This is a genomic window from Zoogloea ramigera (assembly GCF_006539865.1).
In the GTDB taxonomy this organism is placed as follows: Bacteria; Pseudomonadota; Gammaproteobacteria; order Burkholderiales; family Rhodocyclaceae; genus Zoogloea; species Zoogloea ramigera.
This window is the reverse complement of the sequence record NZ_BJNV01000077.1, coordinates 1-18380: the sequence shown is the minus strand read 5'-3', so window position 1 is coordinate 18380 and position 18380 is coordinate 1. Positions and strand designations below refer to the sequence as shown.

12 protein-coding genes are annotated in these 18380 nt (G+C 73.8%); all 12 read left to right on the top strand.

Annotated elements, in window-relative coordinates; all coding sequences use genetic code 11:
- Positions 1-51: 51 nt before the first annotated feature.
- The 12 genes from ZRA01_RS17325 to ZRA01_RS21295 are packed head-to-tail and all read left to right on the top strand — an operon-like array spanning position 52 to position 18106.
- On the top strand, positions 52-246 hold the full coding sequence (locus ZRA01_RS17325; RefSeq protein WP_141354545.1) for a hypothetical protein: 195 nt from the start codon (positions 52-54) through the stop codon (positions 244-246).
- On the top strand, positions 243-1322 hold the full coding sequence (locus tag ZRA01_RS17320; RefSeq protein ID WP_141354543.1) for a phage late control D family protein: 1080 nt from the start codon (positions 243-245) through the stop codon (positions 1320-1322). Before ZRA01_RS17325 ends, ZRA01_RS17320 begins: the two co-directional genes overlap by 4 nt.
- On the top strand, positions 1319-2017 hold the full coding sequence (locus ZRA01_RS17315; protein ID WP_141354541.1) for a phage baseplate assembly protein V: 699 nt from the start codon (positions 1319-1321) through the stop codon (positions 2015-2017). Before ZRA01_RS17320 ends, ZRA01_RS17315 begins: the two co-directional genes overlap by 4 nt.
- Entirely contained in the window at positions 2011-4530 is a 2520-nt protein-coding gene (locus ZRA01_RS17310) for a hypothetical protein (RefSeq protein WP_141354539.1), read from the top strand. Before ZRA01_RS17315 ends, ZRA01_RS17310 begins: the two co-directional genes overlap by 7 nt.
- Positions 4527-4916 (top strand): GPW/gp25 family protein, encoded by a 390-nt coding sequence (locus tag ZRA01_RS17305; protein WP_141354537.1) that lies wholly within the window; start codon positions 4527-4529, stop codon positions 4914-4916. Before ZRA01_RS17310 ends, ZRA01_RS17305 begins: the two co-directional genes overlap by 4 nt.
- Entirely contained in the window at positions 4916-7231 is a 2316-nt protein-coding gene (locus ZRA01_RS17300) for a putative baseplate assembly protein (RefSeq protein ID WP_141354535.1), read from the top strand. The genes ZRA01_RS17305 and ZRA01_RS17300 overlap by 1 nt, the downstream gene beginning before the upstream one ends.
- Complete coding sequence (locus ZRA01_RS17295; protein ID WP_141354534.1) at positions 7231-9633, top strand: phage tail protein; 2403 nt, start codon at positions 7231-7233, stop codon at positions 9631-9633. Before ZRA01_RS17300 ends, ZRA01_RS17295 begins: the two co-directional genes overlap by 1 nt.
- Positions 9630-10943: a hypothetical protein gene (locus tag ZRA01_RS17290; protein WP_141354532.1), complete on the top strand. Its 1314-nt coding sequence runs from the start codon at positions 9630-9632 to the stop codon at positions 10941-10943. The genes ZRA01_RS17295 and ZRA01_RS17290 overlap by 4 nt, the downstream gene beginning before the upstream one ends.
- A gap of 13 nt (positions 10944-10956) precedes the next feature.
- Positions 10957-13761: a hypothetical protein gene (locus tag ZRA01_RS17285; protein WP_141354530.1), complete on the top strand. Its 2805-nt coding sequence runs from the start codon at positions 10957-10959 to the stop codon at positions 13759-13761.
- 12 nt (positions 13762-13773) lie between these two features.
- The gene (locus tag ZRA01_RS17280) at positions 13774-15327 is read left to right on the top strand and encodes a hypothetical protein (protein ID WP_141354528.1); all 1554 of its coding nucleotides are present in this window, start codon (positions 13774-13776) and stop codon (positions 15325-15327) included.
- The gene (locus ZRA01_RS17275; RefSeq protein WP_141354526.1) at positions 15324-17219 is read left to right on the top strand and encodes an ATP-binding protein; all 1896 of its coding nucleotides are present in this window, start codon (positions 15324-15326) and stop codon (positions 17217-17219) included. The genes ZRA01_RS17280 and ZRA01_RS17275 overlap by 4 nt, the downstream gene beginning before the upstream one ends.
- A complete protein-coding gene (locus ZRA01_RS21295; RefSeq protein ID WP_141354524.1) occupies positions 17216-18106 on the top strand; it encodes a hypothetical protein in 891 nt (296 codons plus the stop codon). The genes ZRA01_RS17275 and ZRA01_RS21295 overlap by 4 nt, the downstream gene beginning before the upstream one ends.
- The last annotated feature ends 274 nt before the right edge of the window (positions 18107-18380 follow it).

Sequence of the window (18380 nt, the reverse complement as noted above, 5' to 3'; positions counted from 1 at the left end):
GCCTGCGCTTGCGGCGGCTGTGGCTGCCGGCGTTGTACCGGAAGCTGAGCCATGGCCGTCACCATCGGTGAAGTCGTCACCACCATCGAAACCCTGCCCGACGGCAGCGCGCGCGAAGAGCCCGCCAGCGGCGCCTCCGCCGAGGCCGCCTTCGAAGTCCGCCTCGAAGACCTGCGCCCGCTCGTGCGGGCACTGGTGGCCGAAGAGCTCGAACGCCGGCTGCGCCAGCGGAGCGACTGCCCATGACCACCCCGCCCCTCAACGCCCCCGGGCGCCCGCAGATCCAGGTGGACGGCACCCGCGCCGAACGCCTCGAGGCCGACCTGATCCGCCTCGAAGCCCGCGCTGACGCCGCCGGTGTGGCCTCCCTCGAAGCCGTCTTCCTCAACTGGGGCAGCCGCGAGCAGGGACAGCCGGTGGACTACGTGCATTTCCACCAGGCCGCCATCGACTTCGGCAAGCGGCTCAGCATCGGCTTTGAAGTCACCGGGCAGCTACAAACCGTGTTCGACGGCCTCATCACCGGCATCGGCGCGGCCTACCCCGAGCTGCGCCCGCCCGAGCTCACCCTGCTCGCCGAGGACGCCCTGGCCGGCCTGCGCTACCGCCGCCGCACCCGCCTCAGCGAGAACCTCGCCGACGGCGACATCGCCTCGACCATCCTCGGCGACGCCGGGCTGCGCGCCGACGTGGGCCGCAGCGGCGCCAGCCACGTCGAGCTGTGGCAAGTTAACGAGGACGAACTCGGCGCCCTGCGCGCCCGCAGCGGCGACGCCCTGATCGAACTGCGCGACGGCAGCGTGCATGTCACCGAGCCGGCCAGCCTCACGGCCACCCCGCTGCGCCTCACCCGCGAGAACAACCTGATCCGCTTCACCGTGCTGGCCGACCTGGCCCACCAGCGCGGCGAGGTGCGCGTGCATGGCTACGACGTGGCCGCCAAGGAGGCCATCCACGAGCGCGCCGGCGCCGACGCGGTGCGCCCCGAAGCCAGCCGCGGCCGGCTCGGCCCCGATGTCGTCACCCGCGTGTTCGCCAACGCCGCCGAAGACCTGCACCTCGAAGCCCCCGCCACCGGCGCCGAAGCCCGCAGCCTCGCCGAAGCCGCCATGCGCAGGCGCGCGCGGCGCTTCGTGCGCGGCACCGGCGTCACGCTGGGCACGCCCGAGCTCCACGTGGGCGCCCGCATCGAGCTGGTCGACCTCGGCCCCTGGTTTGCCGGCATCTACCTCGTCACCGCCGTCACCCACCGCTTCGACCAGATCGAGGGCTACCGCACCGAGTTCGAGGCCCAGCGCCCCGACCTGGGAGAAGCCTCATGATCCCCGGCCTCACCACGGCAGACGGCAACGCGCGCCCGCGCCTCTATGGCGTCTATCCGGCACTGGTCACCGACGTGCAGGACCCGGACAACCAGGGCCGCGTGCAGATCAAGCTGCCCCTCGTCGAGGAGGCCGACGGCGCCACCGCGCTGGCCTGGGCCCGCCTCGCCACATTGATGGCCGGCAGCGACCGGGGCACGTGGTTCATCCCCGAGGTGAATGACGAGGTGCTGGTTGCCTTCACCGCCGGCGACCCACGCCGGCCGGTGGTGATCGGCGCCCTCTGGAACGGCGTCGACGCTCCGCCCGAGACCATGGACAGCGCCAACAACGTGCGCTCGGTCACCTCCCGCAGCGGCCACAAGCTCAGCTTCGACGACACCGCCGGCAGCGAAAAGGTGGTGCTCGAAACCCAGGGCGGCCACACCTTCACCCTCGACGACGCGGCCGGCGGCACCGTCACGCTTGCGCACTCCAACGGCGCCACGGTCAAGATCGACGCCGCCGGCAACATCGAGATCACCGCCAACGTGAAGGTCAAGATCACCGCCCCGGCGGGCCTCGACGTCACCGCGGCGATGGTCACCGTGGACGCCGCCATGTCAAAGTTTTCGGGCGTCGTGAAGGCCGACACCGTCATCACCAACAGCGTAGTGTCGGCCAGCTACACGCCCGGCGCGGGGAACGTATGGTAGCCAAGGCCCCCCCGGCAAGGCTGCTCATCCCGGCCCAGCGCCGCCCCTCGCGGGAGCGCTTGCTGGCCGCCGAGCCCTTCTTCCTGCGCGACCTCGCCCAGGTGCCGGCCGAGGCGCGGCCGCGCATCCTCAGCTTCGAGACCGACGGTTTCATGGACGACTTCCTCACCGCCGCCGGCCAGGCCGCCCCGCTGCCAGCGCTGCGGCCGTGGCGCGACTGGTCCGAGCCACCCGACGGCCTCATCGATGCCGCCGGCGCCGCCCGCTACCCCGCCAGCCTCACGCGGCGGGCGCCGCAACCGGATGAACGCGAAGCCGCCACTGGCCCGGTGATGGACGACGACGGCGTCCCCCACGGTGACTCGTCCACCACCCCCGCCTGGCTGCGCAAGCTCTACCTGCCGCTCCACGAACGCTTCAACCTCATCGCCTTCGACCTGGTCTGCGGCGCCGCCGGCTGGCCGCGGGTCGCGCGCAGCCGCATCAAGGGCTCCGGCGCCATCATCCGCCGCCTCGTCGCCCGAACCGACGGCGAGCACTGGGGAGACTGGATCGCCCTCGACGACAAGCACGGCGCCTGGATCGAGGTGCTCGACGCCAGCCTGCGCCCCGCCCCCGGCGCCGCGCCCGCCGACCCGGCCGCGCTCACCGGCCTGTCGGCCGCCGCCAGCGTCAAGCTCCACGCCCTCTTCGGGCTCGTCGCCGATGCGCCGCTGCCGGCCATCGCCCTCACCAGCCAGCCCCTCAACCTCGTGCCGCCCAGCGCCGGCCAGGCCGCCGAACACTGCACGCTGTTCGGCTACCTGCCGGTGTTCAGCAGCGCCCGCGAAGTCTCGGCCGAGCGCCTGGCCGCCGGCACCATCGCCGAGATCGCCAGCCGCATGGCCGAGCGCACCCGCGGCCGCCTCGACACCCTGTTCGCCACCGCCGCCAGCCTGCGCAGCGCCGCCCGGCCACACCTTCAGACGCTGCTGGACGACAGCGTGCTGCCCGCCCGGCCAGGCGCCGTGGAAGTCACCACCGCCGACACCGTCGCTTCCGGCCTGCTCGCCGCCCCGCCCTTCGGCCTGTCCCACCCCACCGACGCCCTCGCCCAGGGCATCGACCTCGCGCTGCTGCAGGCCTTGGCCCACTTATGGGCCAAGGCCACCAGCGCCGCCACCGCCAACGCCGACTGCAACGGCAGCGTGCTCAGCGCCGCCCAGCTTTGGAGCCAGAGCGGCGCCGACACGGCCGCCTCCACCAGCGCCGTCTTCGACAGCCTGCCCGACACCTCCGGCCTGCCCGGTAACCAGACCGCCCTGTGGCTCGCCGCCAGCGTCGCCGCATCGCCCGCCAGCTGGAGCGTGCTGGTGCGTCGCCGGCTCTTCCAGCTCGTCGACGCCTGGCTCGCCGGCAGCGCCCTGCCCCCGCCGCCCCAGGGCGCCTCCAGCCTGGTGACTGAAAACCATCTCGCCCTGCTAGTCGTCATCGCGCTGCTGCGCCTGCGCGGCGGCCGGCTCGCCCTCATGGCCAGCATCAACCGCAAGCTGTTCGGCGACGACAAGCGCAGCGAGCTGCTCGCCATCGGCCCGGGCGGCAAGCTCGAACTCGGCCTTGCCGCGCTGGGCGAGCAGATCGACGCCGTGCTGGCCCAGGAAGGCTCACGCGACGACCCGCAGGCGACGCCGCCGTGGCCAGCCCTCGCCTTCACCGAAATCGGCGCAGATCTGCCCCGCGTCAAGCGCATCCATCAGACCGGGCAGGCGCTGGCCCAGGTCTACGCCGGCTTCGACGCCGCCCTCGCCGCCGCCGGCACCTCCGCCGTGGCCCAGCGGGACGCCCGAGCCGCCAGCGTCGAAACCGCCATCGCCGGGGCCATTTCCAGCGCCCCTAGCCTCGACGCCCAGGGCCTGGATTTTCTCGAGCAGCCCGCCTGCGGCCTGCTGATGCTGCCCGCCTTCCGCTTCGCGCAAACCCCCTTCGCCACCCTGCGCGACGCCGCTGCGGCCAGCTACACCAGCCAGCCGGAGGCGCTCGCCCTGCCCGAAGCCCGCGCCATCGACGCCCAGCCGCGGCTGCGCTTCGACGCCGAACACCTCTACGCCGCCTGGGGCTGGGCCCGCGTGGCCGGGCGCACCCCTTGCGAGCCCGACCGCCTGGTGTGGACACTACGCAGCGAACCCTTCTCCATCGCCGACCCCACCGACCTCCTCGGCGCCCGTCCGGCCAGCATCCAGATGCCCGACATCCCCAGGCTGCTGCGCGACATCCCGCGCATCGCCCGGGCCCGCGCCCGGCCCTTTGCCGGCATCGCCGCGCCGCCGGGCTCGGGCGTCAAGGTGGGCGACGCGATGGCCGACACCCGGCGCGATTTCGGCCTCGGCATGATCTGCAACTTCGGCATCCCGATCCTCACGATCTGCGCGCTGATCCTGTTCAACATCATCTTCTCCATCCTCATCAAGCTGCCCGCCTTCAGCTGGATGCTGTTCCTCAAGTTCTGCCTGCCATTTCCAAAGAGGGGACCATGAGCACCGACAAGCTCGGCCGAGGATTGCGCTTTCCGCCGGTCACCCGCGAAGGCTTCGGCTGGGTCGAGGGCGCCGCCGCCGTCGAGCAATCCATCCGCGCCATCCTCCTCACCGAGCCCGGCGAGCGCATTGCCCGGCCCAGCTTCGGGGTCGGGCTGCGGCGCTTCCTGTTCGCCCCCAACAGCCTCGAGCTGCGCACCCAGATCCGCGCCGCCGTCACCGAAGCGCTGGAGCGCGACGAAGCTCGCATCCGCCTCGAAGCCGTCACCGTCAATACCGACCCGCGGGAAGCCACCGTGCTGCGCATCGCCCTGCGCTATGAAATCCTCGGCGAGCCCGGCGCCCACAACCTGGTGTTTCCCTTCTACCTGAACGGGGGTGCCTGATGGCCATCATTCCGCCCCGACTCGACGACCGCGCCTTTGACGATCTTCGCGCCGAACTGATCCGCCGCATCCCGATCCACGCGCCCGAGTGGACCGACCATAACGCCTCCGACCCCGGCATCGCGCTGCTCGAGCTCTTCGCCGCCCTCGGCGACAACCTGCTCTACCGCCTCAACCGGGTGCCGGAGGCGGCGCGGCTCGAGTTCCTGCGCCTCCTCGCCATCGCCCCCGAGCCGGCCCGGCCGGCCGCCGCGATGGTGCGCCTGGAAGCCAAGCGTGGCCCCTTCGCGCCGGTGCCCGTCGACTTCGGCACCGGCAGCACCACCCTCGAGCTCGCCGCTGGCGACGTGCCCTTCCAGGCCCTAGAAGAGATCACCGCGCTGCCGGTCGAACTCGGCGCCTGGGTCAAGCTGCCCTACACCGGCCCGCTGCTGCCCGGCGGCGTCGAAAACGTGAGCACCCTGCTCGCCGACCACCTCGGCAGCGCCGTGCCACCGGCCCTCACCCAATACCGCGCCGTACCCCTCGCCCCACCCGACGGCGGCCGCCTGCCGGCCCCGATCTCCAGCGGTGCCAGCGTGGACGGCCGCCTCTGGCTGTGCCTGCTGGCCCCCGAGGCCGCCATGGCCGAGGCCCTGCGCAGCACCGGCAACGACGGCGCCGCCGCCCGCAAGCTGATCCGCCAGCGCCTCTCGGGCCAGGTGCTCAACCTCGGCGTGCGCACCGACGACGCCCTGTGCGGCGCCACCGACCACCACCGCTGCCCCGACTCCGGCACCGACCCCGAACGCTGGCCGCTGCGCTGGGAGATCTCCACCGGCAGCTTCAGCGGCGCCGCAAAGCAGGTCGACCGCCTGCGCTACCAGCGCCTCGCCGTGGTCGCCGACAGCACCGACAACCTCGGCCACCCGGGCACCGTGCGCCTGCGCCTGCCCGAATCCGGGCCCGGCCCCGACGCCGAACCCTTCGGCAACTGGACCGCCGCCTCCTTCGAGCCGCCCGACACCGACCTGCTGGGCGTCGGCGAACTCCCGCCCCGCCTCGACGACGACAAACTCGCCGCCCGGGTGCTCGGCTGGGTCCGCGTCGCCCGTGCCGACGCCAGCCACCCGCCGCTGCGCCTGCGCTGGATCGACGCCAACGTGGTACGCGTCGAACAGGCCGTCACCGCCCCCACCGAGCTGCTGGGTTACGGCGACGGCCGCACCGGCCAGCGTTACACCCTCGCCCACCCGCCGATCATCCCCGGCAGCGAGCAGGTGCAGGTGTTCGGCCCCCTCGGCTGGGAAAACTGGACGCCCATCGACGACCTCGCCCTGGCCGGCCCGGACGACCCCTTCTACACCCTCGACCCCGGCGACGGCAGCATCACCTTCGGCGACGGCCTCCACGGCCGCATGCCCCTGCCCGGCGAAGCCATCCGCTGCCTCAGCTACCGCTACGGCGGCGGCGTGCGCGGCAACGTGGGGGCCGGACGCATCAATCGGGTGCTGCGCGCCGCACCCGCCGCGGCCCTCGCCCTCAAGGCCGGTAACCCGCTGCCCGCCGAGGGCGGCGCCGACGCCGAAACGCTCCCCGAAGCCACTGCCCGCATTCCCCAGGTGCTGCGCCACAACGACCGCGCCGTGGCCACCGACGACTTCACCGACCTCGCCCTAGGCACCCCTGGCGTGCAGGTCGGCCGCGCCCACCTGCTGCCGCGCCACAAGCCCCACGAGCGCGTCGACGGCGTGCCCGGCGTGGTCACCCTGATCGTGCTGCCCGCCTACGACCCGATGCAGCCCGACCAGCCCACCCCCGACCGGGAGATGCTGCGCCGCGTCTGCGCCCACCTCGAACCGCGCCGCCTCGTCACCACCGAGCTCTACGTCACCCCGCCGCAATACGTGCGCCTGTCCTGCTCGGTGGCCGTCGAGCCCAACCCCGGCGCCGGCGAGGAAACCCTGCGCCGCCACATCGAGCTCGCCCTGCGCCAGCACCTCGCCCCGCAGCCACCCTACGGCCCCGACGGCAAGGGCTGGCCCTTCGGCCGCAACGTCACCGACCGCGACATCGAAGCCGCCACGCTGCGCGTGCTGGGCGTGCGGCTGGTGAACCAGGTGCTCGTCGTCGGCGAAGAGATCGACCGCACGGGCAGCCGCCAGCCGGTGGAGACCGCCGTCACCATGCTCGCCTGGCAGCTGCCGGTGCTGCTCGAGGTACGCGTCGCCATCGGCGCCAACAGCATGGCCGAAGTGCTGCCGCCCCTGGGCACCGAGCCCGCCGCCACCCCGCCGACCTCCATGCCGGTGCCGGTGGGCAACGAGGAATGCTGATGAGCGGCCCACGCTTCGCCCACCTCACCGGCCGCCGCATGTGGGAACGCTGCGACCACTCGGGCACCCGCATCGAAGGCAACCCCGCGGCCGTCACGCTGGCCCCGCGCCTGGACGGCGACGACCGCCCGGCCTTCGACGCCACCGACTACGCCGCCTGGCAGGCTGTGCAGGGCAGCGCCGTGGTGTTGCCCTGCGCGCCCGACCGCTGCGCCGACGCCGTGGTGCTGCTCGCCCGCCCCGGCCAAGCGCTCGCCCTGCTCACCCCGGCCGGCTGGCTGCCCCAGCCCGTCGCCGCGCCGGCCGAGCCCACGTTTGATGCCGTCCTGCTGGATTTCGCCCCGCTGCAGCCGCCGCCCACCCCGGCCGCGCCCGACGCCGTCGCCCTCGACCCCGCCGGCCGCCTGTGGCTGCTCGACCGGGCCGCCCGCTGCCTGCGTCTCCTCACGCCCGGCTTCCATCTACAAGCCAGCGTCCCGCTGCCGCCAGACATCGAGCCTGGTTTCTTCGGCTGCAGCGCCTGGGGACTGGTGGTCACCGACCGCGCCGCGCCACGCTTCATCGCCCAGCCCTGGGGCGGCGCCTGGCAGGGCTACGCGCTGCCCGCCGGAGTGGCGAGCGCCGCCATCGTCGCCCTCGCCGCCGACCCGGCCTTCCCCACCGCCGTCGCCCTCGTCAAGGGCCCGGCGGCCCAATGGCAGCTGATGACGATCGGCGCAGGCCGCGTGGACATCCACCCGCTCCCCCTCGCAGTCGCCCCGCTGCACCTGCTCCTCACCGCCGCCGACCACGTGCTGGTCGGCAAAGTCGCCCACCGCCCCGGCGACCCACGCCCCACGTTCTTCCGCGAATACCTGCTGAAGCCCGCCGGGCCCGAGGCCGAGCGGGGCTTCGCGGTGCGCGGCTTCGACGGCCGCGCCCTATGGCGCGAGGCCGGCGGTGATGGCCGGATCATGGCCAGCACCGCCGCCGGCGCCCGCGCCCTCTACCCGCGTGAGCCGGCGCTGGCGGGTAGCGGTGTGGTCGAAACCTGGGCCCTCGACTCGGGCATCTTCGGCTGCGTGTGGCACCGGCTGTTCGCCGACCTGTGCCTGCCCGCCGACTGCGCAATCACCATCGAGGCCAAGACCGCCGACGAACTGCCGCCCTTCGACCTCCGCCGTCCCGCCCGCCTGCCGGTGGACCAGGCCGGCGACGCGCGCCCCGCGCCCATCGACGACCCGTGGCCGCCGCTGGGCTCGCTCTCCGCCGACGAGGCCGAAGGCTGGGTCCGCCTCGGCCTCGCCGACCCGCGCCCGGCCCACGCCGACCGGCCCCTCGCCGACAGCGTCGCCGAGCGCCCCTCGCAAGACCCGCTGGCCAGCCGGCGCCAGCCCTCGGCCACGCCCCCAGCCGGAATGCGCAGCCACGAGTTCCTGATCACCGCCCCGCCCGGCCGCTACCTGTGGCTGCGCATCCGGCTCGCCGGCACCCGCCGCCAGGCGCCGGCCCTGTTCGCGCTGCGGGCCACCTTCCCGCGCCCCTCGCTGCTCGACTACCTGCCTGCCTACTGGCGTTCCGACCCGGAAGGCGCCGACGCCACCGAGCGCGCCCTGGCCCTCTTCGAAGGCTGGATGACCGAGCTCGACCAGCGCACCGACGCGCTGCCCACGCTCCTAGACCCCCGCCTCGTGCCCGCCGAGGCCCTGCCCTGGCTGGCCTCCTTCCTGGCCCTCAGCTTCGACGCCCGAGTGCGCGAAGGCGTGCGCCGGCAGCTGCTGCAGGACATTGCCAGCCTCTACCGCCAGCGCGGCACCCTGACCGGGCTCACCCGCCTGCTCGGCATCCTCGCCGAGGCGCCGGTGAAGATCGTCGAAGGCTTCCGGTTGCGCCGCCCCACCGCCGCCTTTGTGGGCAGCGCGCTGATTGGCCCCGGCCTCGAGATCGGCGGCAGCGAGAGCCCCCTGGGCGCCAGCGACGGCGACGCCTGGGCCCGGGAACTCGCCCGCGAACACACCGCGCTGCTGCTACGCCGCGCCACCGAGGCCAGCCCCTGCCCCGCTCGCACGCCGGACAATCCGCTGCCTGAGGACGCCCTCATCGGCTTCTACCGCCGCCACGCCCACCGCTTCACGGTGATCGTCCCGCGGGCCTGCGACGCCACCCTCGCTGCGGTACTGGAGCTGGCCATCGAAACCCACAAGCCGGCCCACACCGTGCACCGCCTGTGCTGGCTGGATGCCGGCTACCGGGTGGGCAGCGCCAGCCTGGTGGGCATCTCCCACCTCGGCCCGGTGAGCCGCCCGACCCCGGCAGTGCTGGGCAGCGCCGTGCTGTCCACCTTCACCACCCTCCACCGCGGCCGTCGCGAAGACCGCTACCCGTATTTCAAACCCATGAACCCATGGGAGGCCTCGCCATGAGCAACCCCGCCGAACTCTCCGTTGGCAGTTTCGCGCCCCTCGACGACCTCGACCCGGCAACGCCGGGCGACCCCTTCACCCGGCTGCATTACCACTACGGGCAGCTCCTGGGGGCCGAGGATTTCAACACCGAGCAGCGTTACTTCCTGCTCCGCAGCCGCCTGCACAACGCCGTGCTGCACGGCTTCGGCACGGTGTGGGGGCTGAAGGTAGGCTTCATCGAGACCGAGACCGCGCTGCGCCTCACCTGCGACGCCGGGCTCGCCATCGACGCCCTCGGCCGCGAGATCCACGTGCCGCAAAAGGTCTGCCTCGACATCACCGGGCTCGCCTCCACCCGCTTCTGGGCCGACCTGGCGCCGCCACCGGGCCTGCACACCCTGCCGACCGACGCCGCTGGCCTGCACCGCCCCGACACCCCCGGCCGCACGCCGCTTGAGCTCGAGCGCCCCCGAGCCCCCGGCGACGACCCGCGCCGCCGCGTGTATGTGGTGCTCCGCTACCGGGCCTGCCTCACCGAACTCGCACCAGCCGTGGTCCAGCCCTGCTCCGACCAGGACGCCGCGCTGGCCCCGTCGCGGGTGAACGACGGCTACCGGCTGTGCCTCGAGGCCGCCCCGCCCGACGGCGCCGGCCTGCCGATCCGCGACATCACCACCCGCCCGGCGCCGTCGGCCGACCCGCGCGAACGCCTGCTCGACCTCATCCTCAACCCGCCCACCGATCTGGCGCGGCTGTGGAGCGGTGCCGACGACGCCCCGCTGCTCCTCGCGGTGCTCGACCTCGCGCCGGTCGGCACGCCGCCCGAGCGGGTCAAGCTCGACGGCCCCATCGACAACGGCGTCCGCGCGCTGCTGCCCGCGGTGCAGGCGGTGGCCGACCTGGCCCTCGCCACCCACCTCGAGAGCCCCGCCGGGCTGCCGGCCTTCCAGGCCGTCGGCGTGTCGGCCGCGGCCGGCGCGGGCGCCGACGCCGGGCGCATGGTGGTGTCCGTTGCCACCAGCCGGCCGGTGCTGGCGGCCAGCCTGGGCGATGCCTCGGTGCGCGTGCTGCGCTTCGACACCGCCGCCGGCAAGTGGGTCGAACCCACCATCACCCCACCCGCCACCACCGCCGGTGGCCTGAGTGTCACCGTGGAAGAAGCCTGGGCCGACGCCACGCCCTATCAGGTGTGCCTTGCCGGCACCGGAGCCGCGGCGTTGCTCGCCAGCGACCACACCCCCCTCGCCGGCGCGGCGGGCGAAGCCGTGCCCGCCGGCAGCGGCCGCGACGCCTGCCTGTTCGCCACCTACCCATCAACCGCCGCCTGAGCCGGAGCCCATCATGAGCACATATCAGTGGAAGAACATGGATGCCGGCCTGCTGAGCATGGTCGCCAAGGTCGCCCGCAACGAGCCGCTCAGCGCCGCCGAAGAGCTCAGCGTGGCCGAATTCCTCAAGGGCTACGCCGGCACCAGGGGCGACTGGGGCTTCGCCACCACGCCCACCGGCGACGTGCGCGGCAGCAACAACCTGCGCCGCACCAACTGGTTCAACGGCCGCTACCTCACCGCCGAGGCCCTGTCGCGCCAGGACGTTTATTTCGACGCCCGCCTGCGCCTCGGCGCCCACGCGCAGATGCCCGGCATCGCCTGGGGCCTCGGCATCACGGCCACCGGCGCCAACGCCACGCCGGTGCACAGCGAATCCCGCAGCGGCGGCATGCCGGCCGGCCAGGCCCTCACCCTGCGCCGCGGGCTGGCCTTCGATCACGTCGGCCGCCCGATCCTGGTCTCGGAGCCCTTCAGCTTCACCATCGAGAAGCTCCTCGGCGCCTGGCGCAAGACGCCACAAAAGGTGGTCGGCGGCGGGGTCGATTTCATGCCCTGCGTGTGCCTCGTCGACGACCCCGCCGGCCCCACCGGCGGCAGCGCCCTGGTGCCCTCCGGCCCCTACCTGCTGGTGATCCAGCCCAACGAGAGCGAAGAGGGCGGCGCCAAGGTGATGGGGGAGATCTGCGGCGGCGCGGCGGCGGTCAACTGCCGCGCCGAAGCCTGGCGCGGCGGCTTCGGCCTGTCGCTGGTGCGCTTTCCGGTCGAGCTGCCGCTGCGCGAGGACCTCGTCTCGGCGTGGGATCTGCGCGGCACCCTGTCGGCCTACTTCTTCGACGTCTTCGAGCACCCGCTGTGGAAGCGCTGGGACCCGGACTTCCTCACCAAGGGCCCCTTCTGCAGCGACACCGGGCCGGGCCGCCACGACGCCGCGGCCGTCGCGCTGGCGATGGTTTACCTCGGCGAGGACGGCAGCGTGCTCTTCCTCGACCAGTGGATCCCCCGCCGCACCATCTGCGACAGCCCCGCCGAAGACTGGCACCGCACCCGCTTCGGCGCCCCGCCGCGGGCCGCCGCCTGGGCGCGCATCCACCAGTTCCAGTGCATGCTGGCCGAGAGTCTCGCCAAACAGCCCCTCGGCAGCGAGCGGGACGATCTTTATAGCCGCGGCTTCCGCCACATCCCGCCGATCGGCTTCCTGCCCATCACGCCGGAGCCGCCCGACGGCAAGCTGAGCACCGGCTTCGCCCTCGTCGACAGCGTGCTCAACAACGCCGCGGCCGCCCCCTGGCTGGTGTCGCCGCGGGTCGCCGGCGCCATCGAGCAGGCCCGGCGATATTTTCCGCCCGCCCGCACCCGCGTGATCGCCTACGCCGTGGTCGCCCTGCACGACGACGACATCCTTGAAGACCTCAACAACGTCTTCGACAAGGACCCGATCCAGCTCGCCCGCCGCCCGGCCCAGGACGACAGCGGCAATGTCGGGCAGCCCTTCACGCCAAACAACACCCATTACGGCCTGACCCAGGCCACCGAATACACCGCGCTGCCCGGCTACCTGGGCGTACTGGCCCGGCTGTTCGAGACGATGGGCCTCGACGACCTGGTCAACCGCCGCACCGAGATCGTCAAGCTGGTGGTGCCGCTGCAGGGCCTCACCCGGCGCCATCCGCTGGTCGGCTTCCTGCAGGAGGACGCCATGGACCAGACCGAGGCCTGGGGCGTGAACCCGCTGCTCACTGCCGGCGGCGCCCTCGGCCCCCTCGGCACCTTGCCCCAGGCCGAGGAGCTCGCCGGCCTGATCGCCAGGATCGGCCTCGACATGCTGCCGCGGCACTTCGTGGTGTACGTCAAGCAGCGCCTCGTGCTGCTCGACCTGCTGTTCTACGTGCTCGAGATCCTGCAGTTCCTGTTCAAGTTCCTGAGCGCCTTCGCCTCGCTGGCCGGCGGCACCAAAAAAGCCATCAAGACCGCCGAGCTGCGCCAGCAGTACCTCGCCCAGCCGGCCCAGAAGCGCGCCATCGTCGAGGCCGTGCTGGCCCAGCCCGACGTGCAGGCCAACCTCGTCCGCGCCGCCGACCTCAGCGGCTCCGGCCTCTCGGTGAGCCGCCGCAACCAGGACTTCCTCGGCAAGGTCGACACGGTCGAAGCGGGCCTCGCCGACAGCATCGCCGACCCGCTCGAACGCCGCCGCACCGCCATCGGCCAGGTGGCCGACGCCTACGCCGCCGAATACCCCGACTACCAGCTCATGCAGGTGCTGGCCGCCGTCCAGCCGCCCCAGCAGACGCTCATGGTGGTCACCCGGCTGTCGGTCAAGCGCCCCACCGAAAAGGCCGAAACCCTCGCCGACGAGCTCGCCGCGGGTGGCCCCACCGTGTTCACCGAAGTCGACGCCCAGCCGCTCTACGCCGACCTGCGGGCCAGCCTCGACGAGCGCAAGGTGGCCGACTATGTGGAGGGCACCGACAGCGCCACGGCCAAGCTTACGGTCAAGGACATCCTCGCCCGCCCGCCCGCCGAGGCCCAGCTGCTCCTCGGCGCCGACAACTACGCCAAGTTCCGCGCCGCCTTCCAGGCCGACCGCAATGCCGCCATCGCCGGGGCCGAAGAACTCGGCAAGGGCGTGCCGGAGGCTCTGCTCGTCAAGGTCGAGACCGAAATGAAGGCCGGCACCCCGGCGGAGGCCGCCATCGACAAGCTCAAGGCCGACACCGCCACCAACGGCAACACCCGCCCGCTCCTCGACCACACCGCCAACCTGCTGCGCATCACCGGCGGCAAGGCAGGCTTCCTCAACCTGGTCAAGCGCACCTGAGGCCGCTGCGCCATGAACGCCCCCCTCGACATCGGCCGCCTCAGCACGCGCATCCGCAGCAGCGAGCCCGAGCGGGCGCAAGCCCTCGCCGGGCAGCTGCGGCAGGTGGCTGGCCCGGGGCTCACCCGCGCCCTCGACGGCGCCGGCGAGCGCGCCCTGGCCCGCGCCGGCCTGCCGGCGGAGGCGATGGTCGCGGTGCGGCGGCTCGACCTTGCGCTGAGGGTTTCGGCGGCGGTGGATGAAAGGCAACTCGCCGAGGGCTGGGCCGCAGCATTCGAAGCCGCCCTCGCCGGCCTGCTGGCCCGCACCCCGGCGGGCGATGACGACGACGCCTCCGTCGTGTGGTTCGCCGATGCCTGGGCCGCCGAAGGCCGACACCTGCAGCGCCGCGCCGCCGGGCTGCCCGACGCCTGGTGGGCGCAGGATCTCGCCGACGCGGGCAGCCACCTCGCCGCCGCTGACACCCCCGATGGCCTCGAAGCATTGACCATCCTGCTGCGCTGGCTGGCCCGCGACCCGCCCCGCGCCGTCACCACCATCGCCGCGCTGGCCCGCAGCGACGCACGCATCGCCACCCTCCTCGACGCCGACGCGGCACGCATCCTCACCCGCCGCCTGCTGGCCCTGTTCGCCGGCAGTGCCAACGCCCAGCTTCCGTCGGCAGGTAGGCTGGTGGAAGGCACGCCGTCCCTCACCTCCGCCCGACAACTGGAGCCGGCCCTCGAGCGCCTTGTCGAGCTGCGCACACCCCTGCTGGCCGCCCTCGGCACCACCTCCGGCCCCTCCCACGCCCAGGCCATCGCCGCGCCCTGGCTCCTCGCCGCCCTGTTCGCCGGCCAGCCCACACTGACCCGCCTTCCCGCCTGCGAGATCGAGCCTGCCCTCATGCGCTGGCTGCAGCGGCCATCGCCGCCCGCCCGCACGCCAGCCGATGCGCGCAGCGGGCAGCCCGCGCCCTCCGAGGCCCCACCGGCCCCACCCGCCAGCGGGCCCGACACCCTTGCCGCCCGCCACGAAACCCACACTGGAGGCCTGCTCCTGCTGCTGCGGCCGATGGCCCGGCTGAAGCTGCTGCCGGCCCCCGAACAGCTCGCCCAGGGCCTCGGCGACCTCGCCCTCACCGCCCTGCGCCGGGTGCTGGCGCCACTGCCAAACGCCGAGCGCGCCGTCGCCCAGGAGCGAGAGCGCCCACTACTGGCGGTGTTCGCCCCCGAGTGCGACTGGCGCGAACGCATCGCCACCCTGCCAATCCACGACGCCGAGGCCGCCGACGCGCTGCTCGACGCCCTCATCGATGCGATCCCCGCCGACATCGCCTTCGCGCCGGGCGCCCCGCGCCGCATCTTCGGCACGGCCCAGCCCGCCTTCGCCACCGCCTCGGCCCAGCGCCTCGCCTGCCTGCTGCTGCGCCCCGGCGTGCTCACCGTCAGCGCCTGGAGCGCCGAGCTGGCCTGGCCCCTGGCCAGCGTCGACCTCGCCCTGCGCCGCGCCGGCTGGGATCAGGACCCGGGCTGGCTGCCATGGCTAGGCCGCAGCCTGAGCTGGCGTTTCGGAGACACCTCATGAGCGCCGCCCCGCAACTCGACCTCTGGCTCGCCCTCGCCGCAGGGCGCCTGCTGTTGCACCGCAGCGACGACGCCGGGCTCACGCGCCTCGCCGCCACCCGGCTCGACACCACCTCGCCCCAGGCCCTCTCCGCCAGCATCGCCAACGGCGCCGAGACGCTGTTCGCCGCCCTCGACGCCCAGCCCGACGCCGAGCCCCTGGCCCGCATCGCCACCGGCTACGCCCTCTCCGGCTTCGACCTCGACCTGCTCGCCTTCGCCGCGCTGCCCTGCTTCGACGAAGACGCCGCCGGTGCCGTTGCCGCCTTCACCGGCGGCCCACGCCGGCTCACCGTGGGCCTGGCCCTCAAGCTGATGTTCGGCGACTTTGCCGACCCCAACACCGTGCGCGCCGCCTTGCGCGCCTCGCCCCTGTGGTCCGGCGCCCTGATCCAGCCCGACGAAGCCCTGCGCCCACTGCTAGAACGCCGCCTCGACCCCACCGAGACCCTGCTCGCGGGCCTCGAAGGCACCGCCCCCACCGAAGCCGGTGCCGGCTGGCGCGCCCGCCGCCTCACAGCCCCGGCCCGGCAGGCCGCGAGCATCCTCCGCGCCGCCACCGAGCTGGCCGCCAGCGCCCCCGGCATCTGCCTGCACCTGTGCGGCAACCCCGAGCGCGCCGAGGAAGCCCTCGCCAGCGCCGGCCCCGCCATCGTCCTCGACGCTCCCGAGCCCGCCACGCCGCCCCCGTGGCCCGACGCCCGCCTGCTCAGCCTCGCCACCGGCTGCCGGGTCGCGCTGCGCACCGACGCCGCCGAACTCCCCGCCCCGGCCACCACCTCGCCTACCTTCGTGATCGCCCCGCCGAGCTTCGCGCTGCGCGGCCCCGGCGCCCATTTGCGGCGCCTCGAAGTGGGCGCCAGCAACCCCCTCGAGCTCGCCGACGCCTGGCAGCTCGCCCTCGGCTGCAGCCAGCTCGACGCCGACGAGCTCGCCGGCCGCAACTGGATCGACAACGACACCCCCCAGCACATCGCCGCCGCGCTGCCCGCCGGCGCCGGCGTGCCCGAGGCCCTCGCCGAGCTGGCCCGCCTCACCCCGCCCCGCGCCCTGCGCCTGGCCACCCGCAGCACGCCCGACATCCCCTGGGCCCGCCTCATCCTGCCCGCCCAAACCGGCAGCCGCCTCGACGACCTGATCCGCCGCGTGCGCCGCCGGGTCGGCGTGCAGCTGCGCTGGGGCATGGGGCGCAGCAGGCGCGGCCGCTCGGTGGTCGGCCTGCTATACGGCGAATCCGGCACCGGCAAGACCCTCGCCGCCGAAGCCATCGCCACCCGCCTGCGCATGCCGATGCTCTCGGTCGACCTCTCGCTGGTGGTGTCCAAGTACATCGGCGAGACCGAGAAGAACCTCTCCGAGCTCTTCGCCGCCGCCGAGGGCTACGCCGCGCTGCTGTTCTTCGACGAAGCCGACGCCCTCTTCGGCCGCCGCACCAACGTGCAGGACGCCCACGACCGCTACGCCAACATCGAGGTCAACTACCTGCTCCAGCGCCTGGAGTCCTTCGAGGGCTGCGCGCTCCTCGCCACCAACCTCATGCAGGGCGTGGACGACGCCTTCCTGCGGCGCTTCGACCAGGTGGTGCATTTCCCGCGCCCCGGCGTGGCCGAGCGCATCGCCATCTGGCGCGCCCACCTGCCGGCCGCGCACCTGGCCGACCAAGTTTCGATCGAGCAGCTGGCCGAGCGCTTCGAGCTCACCGGCGGCGAGATCCGCAACGCCGCCCTGTCGGCGGCCTTTGCCGCCGCCGACAGCGGCACGGTGGTCACCGACGGCCTGCTCGACGCCGCCGTGGCCGAAGAGTTCAGCAAACTGGGCCGGCCATTCCCGCGCCGGCAGGGAGCCTTTTCATGACCGACATCGCCACCACCCTCGCCCAGGCCAAGGCCAAACTCGCCGCCTGGCAGGCCGAAGCAGCCACCGCCGCCGCCAGCGGCGCCGCCCAGGCCCAGACCGCCGACGCCGCCTGGGACGCGGTGGCCGCCATCGAGGCCGCCACCGCCCACGCCGAAGGCCTGCGCGGGCAGATCCTCGCCCGCAACGACAGCCTCACCGCCGCCCTGGCCGCCCGCAGCGCCGCCCTCGCCAGTGCCGAAAAGGCCCGCAGCGATGGCGCCACCCCGCCCATCGCCGACGCCACCGCCACCGCGCTGCGCGCCAGCCTCGTCAGCGCCACCGGCCTCACCGCCGCCAAGCTCGACGGCGCTAACCTCAAGACCGCCGTCGCGGCCGTCGACACCGGCATCGCCACCCTCGACGACGCCGCCATCAGCACCCTGGCCAGCGTCCTCGTCACCCTCGAAACCAAGCTGCAGGACAGCGAGGACGCCGAAGCCGCCGCCGACGCTGCCCTCACCGCCGCCGAAGCCTCGCCCGCCATCATCGCCGACGACCTCGACAAGGCCCTGCTGGCCCGCGAGGCCGCCCTGCGCCTCGCCGCCGCCGGCAACACGCCCGCCGCGGTGCTCGCCTACGTGGATTACCAGGCCGCCCGCGCCCGCCTCGCCAGCGCCGCCGCCCCGGCCGTGGCCACCGCGCTGCAGACCGACTGGAACACCGCCCGCGACGCCCAGCTGTCGGCCGTCGCCGACCTGCTGGCCGCCCAGGTGGCGGTGATCCAGGCCCAGCTCGAACTGTCACGCAAGCGGGCCAGCATGGTCGCCAAGCTCGCCACCCGCGACGCCGACGCCGCCACCGCGGTGGATGCGGTGCTCAACCCGCCGCCGCCGCCGGGGCCCTGAACTCCCCGCCACCGCCCTCTGCCGCCGAAGGGAGCACGCCATGAACACCCACCACCACGCACACCGGGCGGCCTGAGCCAGGGGCACGCACCACCATGGCCAGCGCCAGCCCCGAGCGGGACACCCGCCAGAAGGCCCCCGTCGGCGCCCCCCACTCCGCCGCCGAGCGCGAGGCCGACCGGGTCGCCGACGCCCTCACCGCCACCCCGGCGGCGGGCCCCATCCGCTGCGCCGCCTGCGCCGGCGGCGACAGCCCCTGCCCGGCCTGCAGCGC

Bases quoted from the DNA above. Each gene is read 5' to 3' on its own strand.
- ZRA01_RS17325 (WP_141354545.1), top strand. From the start codon at position 52: ATGGCCGTCACCATCGGTGAAGTCGTCACCACCATCGAAACCCTGCCC.
- ZRA01_RS17320 (WP_141354543.1), top strand. From the start codon at position 243: ATGACCACCCCGCCCCTCAACGCCCCCGGGCGCCCGCAGATCCAGGTG.
- ZRA01_RS17315 (WP_141354541.1), top strand. From the start codon at position 1,319: ATGATCCCCGGCCTCACCACGGCAGACGGCAACGCGCGCCCGCGCCTC.
- ZRA01_RS17310 (WP_141354539.1), top strand. From the start codon at position 2,011: ATGGTAGCCAAGGCCCCCCCGGCAAGGCTGCTCATCCCGGCCCAGCGC.
- ZRA01_RS17305 (WP_141354537.1), top strand. From the start codon at position 4,527: ATGAGCACCGACAAGCTCGGCCGAGGATTGCGCTTTCCGCCGGTCACC.
- ZRA01_RS17300 (WP_141354535.1), top strand. From the start codon at position 4,916: ATGGCCATCATTCCGCCCCGACTCGACGACCGCGCCTTTGACGATCTT.
- ZRA01_RS17295 (WP_141354534.1), top strand. From the start codon at position 7,231: ATGAGCGGCCCACGCTTCGCCCACCTCACCGGCCGCCGCATGTGGGAA.
- ZRA01_RS17290 (WP_141354532.1), top strand. From the start codon at position 9,630: ATGAGCAACCCCGCCGAACTCTCCGTTGGCAGTTTCGCGCCCCTCGAC.
- ZRA01_RS17285 (WP_141354530.1), top strand. From the start codon at position 10,957: ATGAGCACATATCAGTGGAAGAACATGGATGCCGGCCTGCTGAGCATG.
- ZRA01_RS17280 (WP_141354528.1), top strand. From the start codon at position 13,774: ATGAACGCCCCCCTCGACATCGGCCGCCTCAGCACGCGCATCCGCAGC.
- ZRA01_RS17275 (WP_141354526.1), top strand. From the start codon at position 15,324: ATGAGCGCCGCCCCGCAACTCGACCTCTGGCTCGCCCTCGCCGCAGGG.
- ZRA01_RS21295 (WP_141354524.1), top strand. From the start codon at position 17,216: ATGACCGACATCGCCACCACCCTCGCCCAGGCCAAGGCCAAACTCGCC.